General features: G+C 48.7%; 10 protein-coding genes and 1 pseudogene. 5 read left to right on the top strand and 6 right to left on the bottom strand.

Annotation, left to right across the window (positions count from 1 at the left end; all coding sequences use genetic code 11):
* The first annotated feature begins 75 nt into the window (after positions 1-75).
* Positions 76-1,203: a GGDEF domain-containing protein gene (locus H615_RS0108725; RefSeq protein WP_027954795.1), complete on the top strand. Its 1,128-nt coding sequence runs from the start codon at positions 76-78 to the stop codon at positions 1,201-1,203.
* Between the two features lie 996 nt (positions 1,204-2,199).
* Here the strand turns inward: H615_RS0108725 and H615_RS21070 are convergent.
* Positions 2,200-3,544 (bottom strand): annotated as a pseudogene (locus H615_RS21070) (short-chain fatty acid transporter).
* 199 nt (positions 3,545-3,743) lie between these two features.
* Here H615_RS21070 and H615_RS0108715 point away from each other — a divergent pair.
* A complete protein-coding gene (locus H615_RS0108715) occupies positions 3,744-4,679 on the top strand; it encodes an LCP family glycopolymer transferase (protein WP_027954794.1) in 936 nt (311 codons plus the stop codon).
* Positions 4,680-4,727: 48 nt separating this feature from the next.
* Here H615_RS0108715 and mngB read toward each other — a convergent pair whose 3' ends face one another.
* The 3 genes from mngB to H615_RS0108700 form a co-directional block, all read right to left on the bottom strand.
* Positions 4,728-7,340, bottom strand: a complete 2,613-nt coding sequence (gene mngB / locus H615_RS0108710; protein WP_027954793.1) for a mannosylglycerate hydrolase — start codon at positions 7,338-7,340, stop codon at positions 4,728-4,730.
* A 34-nt stretch (positions 7,341-7,374) separates the two neighbouring features.
* Complete coding sequence (mngA, locus tag H615_RS0108705; protein WP_027954792.1) at positions 7,375-9,309, bottom strand: PTS 2-O-a-mannosyl-D-glycerate transporter subunit IIABC; 1,935 nt, start codon at positions 9,307-9,309, stop codon at positions 7,375-7,377.
* A 137-nt stretch (positions 9,310-9,446) separates the two neighbouring features.
* Complete coding sequence (locus tag H615_RS0108700) at positions 9,447-10,175, bottom strand: MurR/RpiR family transcriptional regulator (protein WP_027954791.1); 729 nt, start codon at positions 10,173-10,175, stop codon at positions 9,447-9,449.
* A gap of 82 nt (positions 10,176-10,257) precedes the next feature.
* Here H615_RS0108700 and H615_RS0108695 point away from each other — a divergent pair, with 82 nt between their 5' ends.
* Positions 10,258-11,409 carry a glycerate kinase family protein gene (locus tag H615_RS0108695; RefSeq protein WP_027954790.1) on the top strand — a complete coding sequence of 384 codons (1,152 nt, stop codon included), beginning with the start codon at positions 10,258-10,260 and terminating at the stop codon, positions 11,407-11,409.
* Between the two features lie 30 nt (positions 11,410-11,439).
* Here the strand turns inward: H615_RS0108695 and H615_RS0108690 are convergent, their stop codons facing one another.
* Entirely contained in the window at positions 11,440-11,838 is a 399-nt protein-coding gene (locus H615_RS0108690) for a winged helix-turn-helix transcriptional regulator (protein WP_027954789.1), read from the bottom strand.
* Positions 11,839-12,364: 526 nt separating this feature from the next.
* Here H615_RS0108690 and H615_RS0108685 point away from each other — a divergent pair.
* Together H615_RS0108685 and H615_RS0108675 are read left to right on the top strand one after the other, a co-directional pair.
* Positions 12,365-12,910 (top strand): CBO0543 family protein, encoded by a 546-nt coding sequence (locus tag H615_RS0108685; protein WP_027954788.1) that lies wholly within the window; start codon positions 12,365-12,367, stop codon positions 12,908-12,910.
* 310 nt (positions 12,911-13,220) lie between these two features.
* Positions 13,221-14,507 (top strand): hypothetical protein, encoded by a 1,287-nt coding sequence (locus tag H615_RS0108675; protein ID WP_027954786.1) that lies wholly within the window; start codon positions 13,221-13,223, stop codon positions 14,505-14,507.
* 310 nt (positions 14,508-14,817) lie between these two features.
* On the opposite strand, the gene H615_RS0108670 is transcribed toward H615_RS0108675, so the two are convergent.
* The gene (locus H615_RS0108670) at positions 14,818-16,530 is read right to left on the bottom strand and encodes an ABC transporter ATP-binding protein (RefSeq protein ID WP_027954785.1); all 1,713 of its coding nucleotides are present in this window, start codon (positions 16,528-16,530) and stop codon (positions 14,818-14,820) included.
* Between the last annotated feature and the right edge of the window lie 43 nt (positions 16,531-16,573).

Genomic DNA, 16,573 nt, shown 5'->3' with positions numbered 1-16,573 from the left:
TTACCATTTATTATTCGACGTAATGCGACTAAACGAACATTCATATATTTTTGTACAGCTGGGAGTTGATGTTCCATGGTATCCGATTTTTTTGTCAATATCTGCATCCTGACCGCCTTATTTTTCTCCTACCTCCAATTAAGATGGCACTCCCTTGAAAAACACCTGCCGCTAAAGGCCATCTGCTTGATTGACGGAGTCGCGGCGGGCATTATGGGAAACTTGATGATGTATTATTCCATCCAGGTGACTGATTTGACGATTGTGGATCTGCGGCATGTCCCCGTCCTTATGATTCTGTTAATCAGCGGTGTCCGGCCGGCCGTTATCGGTACTATCCTCATTATTGCCGGTCGTTTCCTATACGGATTCAATCTTTCATCCGTGGCGGCCATTATTTTTATGATCGTGACCCTTGCCGGTATCATCGTGATTAATCGAATGAGAAAAAGTCATCAGCCCCGCTATATTTCAGGGTTTTACATGATTTTTTATTCCAATCTCGTCTTTTCTGTTGTGCTATCTGTGATCGTAAGGGATTGGAGTCTTCTCGAAACCCTGCTCCCTGTCTATTGGGTGATCAGCTGTCTCGGCGGTGTGGGGATCATTTATCTCATTCAATACCTCGACCGGTCCCACTCTCTTTTTAAGAGCTACGAGCAAAAAGCTTCCATCGACCATCTGACAGGGTTGAACAATGTGAGGCAGTTCGATTTCCACTGGAACCAGCAGCTTGAAGAAAGCGAGAAGAAAAAGAAGGAGTTGTCTCTTCTCATCATTGATGTGGATCACTTCAAGCATGTGAATGATACGTATGGTCATCCGGCTGGAGATCAGGTACTCAAACAGCTCGGGAGGCTTCTTCAGGAACATACAAGAGGTACGGATATCGTCTCCCGGAACGGTGGGGAAGAGTTTTCCGTCATTCTGCCGGACTGCTCCAATTCCTGTGCCTGTGCCATTGCGGAACGGATCCGGAGCGAAGTGATGTCCCATACCTTCTGGATCAACGCCACATCACATATTCCGATAACGGTTTCCATCGGGGCGAGCACGTATCCATCTACAACGGAAGACCGGCAGGAGATCATCGATTTGACCGATCAGTCGTTATATCAGGCGAAACAGCTGGGGCGGAATCGTGTCGTCTCCTTCACTGCCGGCGGATTCGTCCAGGCCGATCACCGGACTTACTCGATTTAGATCAACAAACGGCTCTCTGCCTTTCCGGCAGAGAGCCGTTTGTTGAGAACCCCTGTGTTTTTGTAGTGCCTCCAGAAGCTCCGATCATTCCCTTTCCGCGGACGAACGTCCAAGCCTCCTCGGGGAAACCACCCTGCGGGGTCTCGGCCGTCCGTTTTTCCGCAGGAGTGGAAAGGTCTGCGCTCCTTCCTGGACCAAAATGGGCTCTCGTCCAACCGTTTCGTATCAAGGTTGGGTTATTCTTATTCTGAAGGCTCTGTTATTGCTTGGTGTTGTTATTTAACATGTGAGCTCAGATCACCCCTTTCTGTCATGGGATTTGTATGAGGCGGCCTTGGGAATGACTCCCTTTCCGTGGGGTACCGTGAGCCTCCTCAGGCTGCGCCTTCCGGGGTCTCACGATGTACCTTCATCCCACAGGAGTCTCGCCATTCCCAAGGCCGCCTCTTCAAAGAAGGGTAGTTAGAAATGATATAACCGAAGTCCGTTCCACTACTACGAAAGGGATGGCAGGGAAAACAGGTAGACTCCTGCGGGAAAAAGGAACAAGGTGAGACCCCGGAGAACGAAGTTCGAGGAGGCTCATCGTTCCCCGCGGAAAGCGGACGGTTTTCCCTGCCATCCCATGCTCTGAGTAAACAACGAACCGGACCCCTAATTCCAGACGGAGACGATTTAGTAATCGTTTAAAATATCAACAACAGACTTTAACAGAGCTATTCTAAAAAGCAGATGTCGCCAGTATCAATCTACAGACGTTTTTTAGAATTTTTAAAGCATAAAGAGGGATCTTCCATTTAACAGAAGATCCCTCTCTCCAATTATCCTTAGGCGGGGTCACGTGAAGTGTTCGGTGATGACGCCTGCGGGAACAGCGCGAGCCGAAGATCCACTTGGGCAGGTGTTCTTCCTGACCAAGTTAGCTGAGGCCGTGCCCGCGGCAAGCATTCACCGATAAACGGAACGTGACCGTCCACAACATACGTGAAAGCTTCACTAAAGGAACAGTAACCCGAGCGAAATTATGATACCGCTTACAAAAAGAATGATAAGACAGAAGCCCATAATGTCCTTCGCCTTCAAGCCGGCAATCGCCAGTGCCGGCAATCGCCAGTGCCGGCAGGGCCCAGAAGGGTTGAATCATATTGGTCCATGCGTCTCCCCAGGCGACTGCCATCGCTGTTTTTGGTATTGATACTCCGAGGTGTTGGGCCGCATCCAGCATAATCGGTGCCTGTACAGCCCACTGCCCTCCACCGGACGGGACGAAAAAGTTGACGATCCCTGCGCTTAAAAAGGCGAAGAAGGGAAACGTAAAGGGGGTGGAGATGGACACAAACGCTTCCGACATAAGCGCAGCCAGACCGGAGGCGACCATCATCCCCATAATTCCTGCATAAAAGGGAAATTGGATGATAATGCCTCCCGCCCCTTTCACCGCATCGCTCACAGCGTCTAAAAAGTGTCTTGGCGTGCCGTGGAAAAGAATCCCCATAAATAGGAAAGCAAAATTGACGATGTTCAGATTCAATTGAAAACCGGTCGTAACAAAATAGTACACAAGAAATCCAACGCCCAGTCCTCCGATGATCATGGATAGAACCCGGCTGTTTTCCATGCGGACGGCCGGTGTCATGACTTCAGCCTCCAGACCGGCTGCCTCCTGATGACGAGGCTGCTCAAGCAGGGAGCGGTCGATGACAAACCTTTCTTCCTCTGCTGGTGTCATTCTCCTGTTCAAAAGTGGTACAGCAATGAATAAAGCTGCAGTAATCGCAAGGTTGAATCCGGCAAATATCGTTTCCGAAGCGGGAATGATGCCGATGGAATCTGCTGTGAAATGATCAGGTGTGGCGATCGTCAGTGGTATAGAACCGGCCAGTCCTCCGTGCCAGACAAGAAATCCAGAGTAAGCGCTTGCAATTAAAAGCCGGTAATCCACCCGTTCCACCCTTTTGGCAAGCTCTCTTGCAAATAAGGCTCCTATGACAAGTCCGAAGCCCCAGTTTATCCAGCTGGCTGCCAGTGAAACAACCGTCACAATGACAACAGCCTGTCCCGGTGTTCGGGCTGTGGATGCCAGTCGCCCGAGCGCCTTTTTAAACACCGGACTGCTCGCCAGAACAAAGCCGGTGACAAGTACGAGCACCATCTGCATGGAGAACGATAAAAGGTTCCAAAATCCTTCTCCCCAGTACTGCACCATCTGGACAGGAGTGCTTGGTGTAAAGATCAATCCAAACCCGAAGACCACCATCGTTAATAGAATGACGAAAAGAAAGGGGTCGGGAAGGTACCGCTGCATGAGTGTATTGGATACATGAATGGCTCGTTTTAACATCAAATCCTCCTTTGGTTGGTAGATAAAGACCCACGGTACCATTTCGTTATGCGACAGCATTTTCCTTCTATACAAATGAATTTCCAATTTCTACGACTGATCAGAATGACTTTTTTCCCAAGACAATATGCAGGATTATTTTTACAAGGTTCTACAAAAATCGTATAATAGAAGTAGTTTGAATGAAAGAGGTGGGGGTATGGAAGAGCGCAGACGTTCCAAGAAGAAAAAGCGCAGAAAGAAAAAACGCTGGAGAATCCTCCTGGCTGCACTGGCATTGATCCTTGTCGCAGGAGGAGTTTATGCATATATGATCCTGCAGGATGTCCGCACAACAGTGAATGAAGATTTACACGAGAGTGTGGCTTCCATTGATAATGAAGAAACAAAAGCAAAAGTAGATAATAAGGACCCGATCAACATCCTTCTGCTCGGCGTCGACGAACGCGAAAATGATGTCGGCCGTTCCGATACGATGATTGTGATGACGCTTGATCCGAACAATGACCAGATGCAGATGGTCAGCATCCCCCGTGATACACGGGCGGAAATTGCCAATGACGGCCGCGTGACGAGGATCAACCACGCCTACGCCTATGGCGGAAGTGACATGGCAGTCAATACGGTGGAAAATTTCCTTGATATCGACCTGGACTATTATATTCGTGTGAACATGGAAGGCCTATCCCAGGTTGTGGATGCGGTCAACGGAGTAACGGTGCAGAACGATATGACCTTTACGTCCGGCAATTACACCTTTGAAGAAGGCGAGCTTGAGCTTGATGGACAGGAAGCTCTTTCTTATGTCCGGATGCGGAAAAACGATCCAAATGGAGACCTCGGCCGTAACGAGCGGCAGCGCGAGGTTATCACCGGAATTATTGATAAAGGAGCAAGCCTTGATGCGGTGAACAAGGTCGGTAATGTGATGGATGTGCTTGGAGATAATGTGAGTACCAACATGCAGTTCTCTGATATGAGGCGTCTGGCGACGAACTACAGCAGCGCCCGTAAAAACACGTCCACTTACCAAATGTCCGGAGACGGGCAGATGGTGAACGGCATGTACCTGATTTTCATGTCTGATGCAGAAATCCAGAAAACCCATGATATGATTGTGAACTTCGGTTCCTGATCAACTATAAGAAAGCCCCGTCTTCACGAAGACGGGGCTTTTGATGTGTTAAAACAAGATAGATTTCACCTGATTCGACTTCAAGGGTAGAGAGACTCTTCCCTGATGGTGCAGCACCGTTTCCTGAGGCACTTCGTTCAATTTCGCCTCCTGGATGTTCTCCGGTTTGGAGGAAAGATAAAATTCCGCTTCCTGTTCCTCTTCTTTCGGATTGAAAAAGCGCAGCAGCAGACGTTCTTCCTCTTCTGCTTTTTTGAGCGTACTTAAAACGGCTCCTTCATTCCCTTCCTTCAGCACTGAATAGGAGCCCGGGGTTTCGAGGCCGGATTCATTCAGCTTCATGGCATTGTAAGGAATTCTATTATAAATCTCCACAGGAGTTGTATACTCTTTCGCGATTCTCCCTGCTCCAGCATCTGAAAGTGATCCTTCATGAAGCACAAGCGCAAAATCGAGCTGCAGGCGGCCGATCATCTGGGAATCCGGTGTTGGAAGTTTAATTCCTGATGGACGTCCCGGACGCCTCACCAGTTCCTCTTTTCCTAAAACACCCACACTTCTGAACAGCGTGACTGCGATGGTATCAAATGACTCGCCGATGATTTCATATTCACGAACACTGTTCGTAAGTAAGGTGACTCCACGTTGATCATCGGTCAAACCGACGTAGGAGAGCATCGGATAAATGGAATCCGGGCGTTCATCCCAGTCTTCCTCTTCCCAATAATCCATCGCGCCGTCGACGACATCGCGCTTGATCATGCCGAACTGATTATCCGACCACGAGAAGGCTGAGGCAATCTGTGTTGGAATGAGGGCGCGGAGACGGTGATCACCGGCCTGGTTATTGATATCTGCCTTCACCTCAATGACAGGCTTATGCTTCGCAATGTTAATGTTCCATTGAACAGATACGAAGCTGTCGATCTTTCCGGCTTTCCTGCTTTCCAAGTTGGCGGGTACAGGTAATTCTAAGGCGATTTCCAGCTTGGCGCTGTAATCATTTTCATATACTTGAATGTCCGCTTCCATAGAACGACTATGGATCAACGTCTCATCCTCAAGCGGGGAGTAGTCATATTCATCTCCATCATCACCGCCGTTTTCCAAAAGCAGGACATCTTGGATTTCGACGTTGTTCATTTTGTCATAAATCGTGAGTGTACCATTGCTGTTCACTTGAATCCGGTAATAATCGGTATCGACCTCCGTTTTTCCGGATTTCTTCAGACCATCGGCAGCAAGCGTCCCTTCTTCCGGTTTCACTTCATACGTTTTATACCCCATGGGTGGGAGCGTGTCCTTCCATTGGATAGTGTATTCATAAAACGGATCATAGTTGCCGTAGTGAACAATCTGACGGTCAATGAGACCTGGGTCAAGAACGTTTTTCTCCAGGACTTCAAAAGGAACTTCCCGGCCGTCGTGACCTTCCATGACGAAGGATTCCAGTTTTGTCACGACTTTATCTGTAATGACTTCCTCGCGCTCATAAGGAAGGAAGTTGAAGGCGGATACGACATCATGCTCCGCTTGGACAGCATCCGTAATTTTACGCTTATAGAATTCAATCAGCTGATCCGTTTTCTCCTCTGCAAGGAACAGACGGTTAACGATTTCCCTGTGCACCTTATCGGAGCAGCAGCAGCCGATACTGTCATGGGCATGGTTTTTCATCATTTCCTTCCAAATCAGTTCAATCAGCCCGTGATGATATTCAAACCCGAGCGAATACGCTATGGACGCCAGCGGCTCCAGCACGTTGGTCAGCTTATTTTCCACCCGTGTATTCGCTGCTTTAATATCATTTCTTGTGGAGTAGATGCTGCGGTGTACACGCATATACTTTCCATCAAGAAACTCTCCGGATAACAACGGCAGGTCGTCATTCTTCTCCAACTCCTCAAACACGTGCTCAAAACGGCTTAAGAAAAATTCACGGTCAGGATAAAGTCGCTGCAGTTTTTCGATGATGGTATGAATGTTTTCCTGGATCGGCATCTGGTCATGTCCGTTCGGAAGGAGTATGTGATCGGTCGTCGCCCCGCGGTCCAGAACACTGAAATACTTATCGATCCGCTTCTGGAGTGCTTCTTCCTCCTCCGGCAGGTATTTCCCGATGGCATATCCGAGCGGAAAAAGCTGGACGAGGACGCTTGATCCGTCTTCACTTTCCCAGTGGAATTCTGTTTTATCAGTTCCGTGACGCTCGGATGTGCCGCGCCAGAAAATCGAATATTGAATGTCAAAACCGTTGAAAATCTGCGGCATCTGGGCCGACTGACCGAACGAATCCGGCAGGTAACCGATTTTCATCGGGGCACCGAATGCTTCTGAATCCTTATGGCCATACAACAGGTTGCGGACAATGGATTCAGCTCCGACCACCATTTCATCGGTCTGCGTATACCACGGCCCGATGATCAGCTTCCCTTCCTGGACGAGCTTGCGGACCCGCTCCTTATTTTCCGGCTTCACAGCAAAGTAATCTTCCAAAATGGACGTCTGTCCATCGAGCACATAATACGGATAGTCGGAATCGTTCTCAAGCTTCTCCATAATTTCTTCCATATTGTTCACCAAGAGGATACGGGACTCCTCTGTTGTAAAATACCATTCTCTGTCCCAGTGCATATGCGGTACAATGTGGGTCTGCTTCATTTCGACATCCTCCTTAATCATTCGCACTTCTTTATTAGGCGGCAGCAGCCGCTTCTTTCGTAATCTTTCTTTTTCTTGTCAAAATCAACAGCACCATAGAGATCAGCGCTCCGAGCAGAGCCGCGCCAAACCAGAGAGAAGCGGCCAATAGAATCGGCTGTCCCTGAAGTAGAGCGAGGGAGAAGATGCCGGCGCCCGGTACATTCAATCCAAGGTCGAAGTAGGCGACGATGGCTCCTGTAACCGCAGATCCGGCCACAAGGGATGGAATGACACGGAGCGGGTCGTTGATCATAAATGGAATCGCTCCCTCCGTAATGCCGGCAAGGCCGAGGAGCCACGTCTGTTTTCCGATTTCCTGTTCCTGCAGGGAGAAATATTTCTTCCCTAAAATCGTAGCTCCAGTGACAGCAAAAGCGGATACCATCTTGACCGAAGCAAAGGCCGCATACGGAATAAAGTTACCGCTCGCCATCGCTCCGATACAGAACGTGTAGGCGGCTTTGTTGACTGGTCCGCCGAGATCAAAGGAAACCATGGCTCCAAGGATCGCTCCAAGAATCAGCGCGTTGGCTCCCGACAAGCTTCCAAGCCAGTTGATCAGCCCGTTATTGAGCCAGGCCAGTGGTTCACCGATGACAAACAGCATAATGGATCCGACGACAAGCGTTCCAAGTACGGGATAGACCCAGAAGCTGATGAACCCGGCAAACGTACCTTTCGGCTTGATTTTGCTTTTCAAGAATTTCAGGAAGAAACCGGCCAGGAAACCACCGAGCATCCCGCCGAGAAACCCGGAGCCGATCAAGTTCGCAGCTACACCAGCAGCAAAACCAGGTCCAAGCGCCGGTTTATCCGCAATCGAGTAGGCCATATAGGCGGCCAGAATCGGCACCATCAGTTGTCCAAGCAGGCCACCACCGAGCTGACGGAGCATCCAGAGCCATGAACCTTCCGTATCATAGAGCGTCTGCAGATCAAAAGCCTGAGAGATTAAAACAGCCGCCGCAAGTGTCATACCGCCGGCAACGATAATCGGAATAATGTAGGAAATCCCGGTAAGGATGGAATCCTTGATTTCCGCTTTAAATCCTTTTCCGTCCTGTTCCTCATCCGTATCGTCAGCCGCCGCAGCTTCGGACTGCTGTTCATCCTTCACATAACCGGCGGCTTTTGCTTCCGCCTTTTCCAAAATTCCACGGGCATCCCTAAGCGGTGCGGCTACCGACGTTTTCACTTTCGGAAGATGCGTGAAGCGCTCTTCGTCTTTGACAGCTACATCGTTGGCAAAAATGACCGCATCTGCTTTTCTTAAGTTCTCCTTCGTGTGGCGGTCTTCAATTCCGTTGGCTCCCTGCTTTTCTACAAGGACTTTAAATCCCAGCTCTTTCCCTGCCTTCATCAAGGCTTCCGCTGCCATATACGTATGGGCAATCCCGGCCGGACAGGCTGTAACGGCAAGAATCAAGCGGCTTTCCGCAGGGTGTTCTGCCCTTTCCTCTTCCTCTTCCCCGAAGGCATCGAGGCGTTCGAAAAGCTCTTCGCTTGAAGAAGCGTGCAAAAGGCCCTGTTTATACGCATCGTCTGATAAACGGGTAACAAATTCAGATAATAAGGATAAGTGCGTGGATCCTGCTTCCTGGTCAGGAATGGCTAACAGGATAACAAGCTCCACCTGATTGGAAGGGTCGATGCTTTCCCAGTCCGTCAGCGGTTTTTCAATTGTCGCAACGGCGAAAGCCGCTTCCTTAACAGCCGTCGACTTCCCGTGTGGAATCGCAAGGCCTCCTTCAAATCCGGTCGGTGACAATTCCTCTCTGTCCTGAACCGCTTTCAAAAACTCGTCTTTGGAATGAAGCTTTCCCTCTTCGTCCAGCTGTTTGACTAAATACTCAATGGCTTCCTGCTTTGAAGCAAGATGTATTTTCGTACTTATCAAATGGGGTGAGGTCAATTTCCTTAATTCCATTCTGTTCCACCTCCGCTTTGTAAGTGTTTTCATCACTTGGCTTTATCTTAGCAAAAAAAAAATAAGAAGACGGATTCTTCTTATTTTTACACACCATTTCATAGATAAAGCGTTTTCTTGTGTATGCGGAAACAACTTCAGTAATATTTCCAAAAATACTGGGATAATGTTTCTAAAACAACCATGACCGGCGTCCGCCCTGTTATGTTGTAGCCGTTTTTCGTTTTTTTCGGTGCATAACAATAGAGGTTGATGGACGCCATCGCCTGCAGCGGGTTCTTCGTAAAATGAGTCAAGGAGATAATAGGAATGTTCTTTTCCACAGCTTTTTCTGCCGCTTCCAGCACAAGCGGGGTTTCGCCGGAAAGACTGATTAAGAAAAGGATGCTCTGCTGATTGGACTGATCCAGACTGTGGAGGATTTCATGCCGGTGAATGTGATGGCTCGTCGGCTTGCCGACCACCCGGAGGTTCCTGGCCATCATTTCGCAAAGATCCGAAGAGTCCCCCAGCCCGAAGAGGAGCACCTGTTTCGACTCCGCCAGCTGGCGGGCCGCTTCCATCATCCGATCCTTATCAAGGATCTCAAAGGTTTTCTGGATTAAGGAGTAGGAATCATCATCCGGCACTTCATAGGGTTCCTCAAGCTCTACTTTCAGACTGTTCTTCATGTGGGAGAATCCGTCGTAGCCGAGTTTTTTCGAAAGTCTTGTAATAGTGTTCGGCACGGTATAGGCCTGTGACGCGAGCACCTGGATGGATTGGCCGGTCATATCTTCTTTATATTGAAGGATGTAGTCGATGATCTGATCATCGGTATCATTCAGCTTATATTCATATTTATGGACACGTTCTTCAAATCTCATGTCAGCTCACCTCGTTTTTGATGCATCTATTATAGCAGACATAAACGGCGGTTTTTCACTATATCTAGTTGGAGGGAAATGTATGAATATTTTAGTAGCCTTGGATTCATTTAAAGGGAGCCTGTCCTCGAGGCAAGCGAATGCAGCGGTCAAAAAGGGACTATTGAACGCATCAGACTCATTCCGTGTCGCTACCATCCCTGTCGCAGATGGAGGAGAAGGGACTATTGATGCCCTTGTGTCTGCCTTGGGGGGAAGAGTGGTTTATAAAACCGTCTGTGGCCCTCTCAGACGCCCGGTCAAAGCAGCTTATGGTATCATCCATCAGGACACCACTGCTGTCATTGAAGTGGCAGAAGCATGTGGACTTCCGCTGGTCAATGAAGAAGACAGAAATGCCTTATCCGCCACCTCCTATGGCGTCGGAGAGCTGATAGTTGATGCTCTTGAAAAGGGATGCCGGGACATGATCATCGGACTGGGGGGAAGTGCCGTAACCGATGGGGGCACAGGGATGCTCCGCGCCCTCGGTTTTCAGTTTCTGGACGCGGATGGCCGGAGTATCGGTGACGGGGGTGGTCAATTATCACGACTGGCTCACATCGATACAACCCATGTCCATCCACGGTTGAATGATGCGGTGATCCAGACGATGTGCGATGTCTCAAATCCGCTCTATGGACCGAACGGGTCCGCTCACATTTTTGCTCCGCAGAAAGGGGCATCCCCAGAGGAGGTCTCTCTCCTTGATGAAGGACTGCAGCATTTCGCTGCGGTCGTACAAAAACAGCTGGGCTTGGATCTCCAGGACATCGCAGGAAGTGGTGCGGCGGGTGGGCTTGGTGCCGCCTTTTCAGGATTTCTCCAATCTTCCCTGCAGTCTGGTGTCCAGTTCATTTTGGACGAGGTAAAGGTGGATGAGCGCATAGCCGAAGCCGATCTCATCATTACCGGAGAAGGTAAACTCGATGCTCAGAGTTCCATGGGGAAAGCTCCATCCGGCATAGCGGAACGTGCTAAACAGCAGGGCAGAGCCGTCATCGCCCTTGCCGGGGACATTACAGCGGTTGAAAAAACACTTCATGGTGCAGGAATCGATGCCTGCTTTTCGATTATGAGAGGACCGTCCTCCTTACAGGACGCTTTAACCCCGGATACGGCCAGGGACAATCTAGCGGAGACATCTGAACAGATCGGCCGGCTCTTGACCGTGAAAACAGGTTTATGGGCTTGAGGTGACGGATACAAAAAGAGGAATGGATGTTCATCCATTCCTCTTTTCCATTTCCTGATACGATTCCCTGTGGGAAAGGACCTTCTCCATATTCTCCGTCCCCCACTCCCGCATCATGACGACGATCGACTTCAAGGAGAATCCAAAATCCGTCAAGGAATATTCTACTTTCGGAGGAACAACCGGGTACACTTCTCTGTGCACAATCCCGTCTGCCTCCAGTTCTCTCAACTGCAGCGTCAGCATCCGCTGAGTAATGCCGCTGTTCAGCCTTTTCAGTTCATTGAACCGCTTCGTTCCATCCAGCAGATGAAAAATGATGACACTTTTCCATTTCCCGCCGATAACGTCAACCGTTCCTTCTACGGGACAGGAATATTGGTTCAAGAAAGGTTTCACAACCGTCTGATCTTTATTTTCTGCACTCATAGAGATCCCTCCCCTGTTCTATAGGAAACATTTCGTTTGTAACCCTTTTTTAGATACTGTCACTATACCATAATTTCATGTGTGAGGAGCTTCTAATGCACTCCCCTCCTGGTACCATATTTGATTCTTTTCTTATCAATGAAAAAAACTCGTTGAATGAGCGACTATACTGTCCGATTAGGTCTACGAAGCTGTGCTCAACGTTCTCATTTATCATAGGAACCACCTATTTTCCGCTCCTATATATTCCAACGTCGGCATGAGGAGCGTTCGGTAGTGACAGCTGCGGGATCAGCACGGGCCGAAGATCCACTTAGACGGGTGATCTTTCTGCCCAAGTGAGCGGAGGGCGGCCCCGCGGCAAGCACCCACAGACTAGCGGAACGCGCCCCCATTACCACTTACGGTCAATTCTATCCGGGTAACACGGACTTTTTCCAATAGATAATTTTCCCAGCATTAAAATAGGCGTTCTGGAAAACCTTATAGGTAAAACACCCGGAATGCCGAAAGAGGGGAATTCATTATGGATCACGTTTTATGGGAAGAAATAACATCCACACGCGAGCAGTTACGTGACCAGTATTGGGACTACTGGGTCAGCGAAAATGTCTTCTCTTATCAATGGTGGATCCTGATTGCTGTTAACGTCGGATGTATAGTGTTGTGGCGGTTTTACATAGACCGGTCGAGACTTTTTGAAGTCCTGACCGCAGGTTTTCTTGTTGTTGTGATAACGACCGTTCTGGATACGGTGTTGATTCAATATGTCGTCACTTCTTATCCCATCAGTCCAACTCCCCTGTCTCCATCCTTTTTCGTTTCCACCTATCTTGTTCTACCCGTCATATATATGTGGATCTATCAGCGGTTTTCAACGTGGAAACGATACTTGACGGCTTTACTCGCAGCTTCCTTCGTTTCTGCTTATATCGGAGAGGGGATCCTCCGGGTCCTTCATATTTATGATTACATCCATTGGAAATCTTTTTATTCTCTCCTCGTATTCACAGCCATTGGCGTAATCGTTAAACTTACGATGATTGGATGGCGTGCGTTTGAAAAAAGTTAAGTGCATGTTCATTCAATCTCTCCATTATGTTCCTATATGAAAAATGGATGTTTATGCTCCAAAAGGAGGGGTATACCTTTTATGGAGATCCCCCTTTTATACCTATGCCATTACATATCATCACTATCTCAACACCGGTCTCCCGTGGACGTTCGTTCACGGGATTTTCATTTTCGCCCTTAATATTTGTCTGCACGCAGGATTCATTTATTATTTTTATATAATTTATAGGAAAATCCTGCATAAGAAGCGGATCCAAAGGGTATTTCATAGTGTACAAACCCAACCTACAAACAGGAGATGACCATATATGAGTGAACATCAGCGATCACTTGGGATTGTCACACCGCCTGGTTATCCCAAGGAGCTCAGTAAAACAATCAGCGAGCAGCTTCCTGACATGCTCAAATATTACGTGAAGGACGACTGTGAATGGCAGGTCGAAGCCCTAATCGATCCTTTGACCGGCGTCACGGAAGACCCGGAGGAAGTATTCAAGGCCGGCTTAAAAAAGAAAGAAGAAGAAGACTGGGATTATATCGTCTGTCTGACCGATCTTCCTTTCTTTCATGATCGGAAGCCGATTATGGCTGAAGCATCAACCAATGACAAAATCGCCATCATTACACTCCCCGGGCTCGGATCCACGCCTCTATTAAAACGGGTCCGGCAGTCCATTCTGCAGCTCGTCAATGAAATGTACTATGGAAGCGATGAAGAAGACAGAGAAAAGGCGCAGGAGAGGCTGCAGTCAAAAGAGGATGGCGACCATGAAAATTTAAAGAAAAAAGGCTCACGCCGGCTTGTGGAGAAACGTGGAATAGACCGATTTTCCCCCATTAAACGGGTAACACCGGATGAAGAGGATACGTATATGGACGTTCGGTTCATCGTCCAGTCCCGGATCAGTGGTGCGTTAAGGGTATTGACCGGCATGGTGCGGGCCAACCGCCCATGGGCGATTTTCCCCGCCTTTATGAAGGTCATTATCTTCGCCTTTGCCACCGGTTCCTACGCCCTTGTGTTCCCAACGTTATGGCGGTTGAGTAATAATTACAGCTCATGGCGGATGCTTCTGCTTACCATCCTGTCCATTTCGTTAATGGTCGGCTGGATCATCCTTGCTCACAATTTATGGGAAAAACCACGGAAAGATCGGGCCCCCTACCTCCGGAAACTGTACAATATGACCACGCTGCTGACGCTTGGGGTAACCGTCGTCATATATTACTCCATCCTTTTTGTAATGTTTTCGGTTGCCGTTGTCGTCTTCATCCCAATGGGGTTGTTGGAGTCGGAAGTTTCCGGCGCCGTTGGTTACGATAATTATTTCTACATTGCCTGGACAGCTACCAGCATATCCATCATTATCGGCGCGCTCGGTTCAGCCCTTGAAAATGAAGAAGTCGTTCTGTCCTCCACCTACGGATACCGACAGCAGCAGCGCTATAAAAATGCCGATACAGATCAAGAAAAGGAAACGGAAACAGCCAGGAAACAAGAAACGAAGAAACAGAGAGAGAAGAATGATAAGCAGGAAGTTTCGCCGGAAAAGAAACGTCCTTCCGGTGAGGATCAGGAAAAAGCGGCGCAGTAAAAAGGCCGTGTTATCCAGTTAAAGAAAGTCGTAGATCGTGTTGAAGGGCACGTTCCGCTTAACGGTGGATGCTTGCGGCGGGCACACCCTCCACTCATTTGGGCAGGAAGATCACCAGCCCAAGTGGATCCCGCAGGCTTCACCACCGAACACTCCTCGTGCCGATGTTGGAATATGTAGATACCAAAATAAATGCCCCTCTTATAAAAGAGAACGTTGAACGCAGATTTAAAAAAAGACAAGAAAAAAAGCTTGCGGAGAAAGGGGTTTCTCAACAAGCTGACCGTTCTAATTAACTAGAGCGGTTTCTTTAATGCTGGAGGGCGTGCAGCTTGGCAAAGAGGCCGGCTTCCCGCCCGAGAAGCTCTTCGTGACTTCCTTCTTCAGCCACTCCCTCTTCCGTAATCACGAGAATACGGTCGGCTTTTTTAATTGTCCCGAGGCGGTGGGCGATGATCAACGTCGTCCGGTCTTTGGAAAGCTCGGTGAGCGCCTTTTGGATCTGCGTTTCGGTTTCGGTATCCAGAGCGGATGTTGCCTCATCCAAAATGAGAATGGAAGGGTTTTTCAAGAACATCCGTGCGATGGCAAGCCGCTGCTTCTGACCGCCGGAAAGCTTCAATCCCCGCTCTCCAATCTGTGTATCATATCCATCGGCCAGGTTTTCAATCATCTCTTTCAGATGGGCCTTCTCCACAGCGTCTTCAATTTCTTCCTGGCTGGCATCCAGTCGTCCGTACGCAATGTTTTCCCTTATCGTTCCGGTAAACAAAAAGACATCCTGCTGCACAATGCCGATCTGGGAACGGAGCGATTCTTTCGTCATGTCACGAACGTCGATGCCGTCAATGGTAACCGCGCCATCCTTGACATCATAAAAACGAGGAATCAACGAGCAGATCGTCGATTTTCCCGCTCCGGAAGGTCCGACAAAAGCAATCGTCTCGCCGGACTTTACGGACAAGCTCAAGTCCTTCAGAATCTCCCGGTTTTCGTCATAGCCAAACGTGACCTTCTGAAAACGGATGTCACCATGAAGATGAGGAACGTCAACGGCTTCCCTCCGGTTTTGGATGTCGGGAATGGTATCCATCAACTGGGTAAAGCGCTTGAAGCCGGCCATCCCTTTTGGATACAACTCCAGCAGCGCACTGATTTTTTCAATCGGTTTAAATAAAATATTCAAGTACAAAATGAACGCCACAAGCTCTCCGTAGCTTAAGGCACCGGAAAAACTAAGCCAGGCGCCGTAAACGAGAATGGTGATAGTCATCAGTCTCGTTGTCAGGTAAATGCCCGTCAAATTCAGACTCATCACCTTGTAGGCGGTCAGCTTCGCTTTTCGGAACAATTGGTTGTTCGTGTTGAAGCGTTTGATTTCATACGCTTCATTTGTAAATGACTGTACGACACGGGCACCGGATACACTATCTTCGACCCGCGCATTCACTTCTGCAATATTGCCGAACATTTTCGTCCAGGCTGCATTCATCTTGATGTTGGAAAAATAGATGAGCCAGATGAGGAACGGAACGATAATGATGGCGACAAGCGCGAGCTTTACATTGATGGTCAGCATAATCCAGAACGCACCGACAAAGGTCATGATCGCTATGAAAAAGTCCTCTGGACCATGATGGGCAAGCTCCCCGATGTCCATGAGATCGTTGGTGATCCGGCTCATAATATTTCCGGTCTTCGTATTATCAAAGAAACCGAAGGACTGCCGCTGCACGTGCAGAAACAAGTCCCTGCGAAGGTCTGTCTCGATATTGATTCCAAGCTTATGCCCCCAATAGTTGACGACAAACTGCATGCTTGAGCTCAGCATATATAAAAGCAGCAGACCAGTACTGACCGCCACAATCGTTCCCCAGTTCCCCTCAGGAAGCAGATCATCAATAAACCAGGAAACAGCGATCGGAAACCCCAATTCAAGCAGTCCAACAAAGACCGCACAGAAAAAGTCGATGAAAAACAGTTTTCTATGCGGACGATAATAACTGAAAAAGCGTTTCAGCATCTTCCTCCCACTCCATCCTAACGACGCTGCTGCAGCGTTTTAA

Source organism: Halobacillus kuroshimensis DSM 18393 (assembly GCF_000425705.1).
Taxonomy (GTDB): Bacteria; Bacillota; Bacilli; order Bacillales; family Halobacillaceae; genus Halobacillus; species Halobacillus kuroshimensis.
This window is presented reverse-complemented; position numbering and strand designations above follow the sequence as displayed.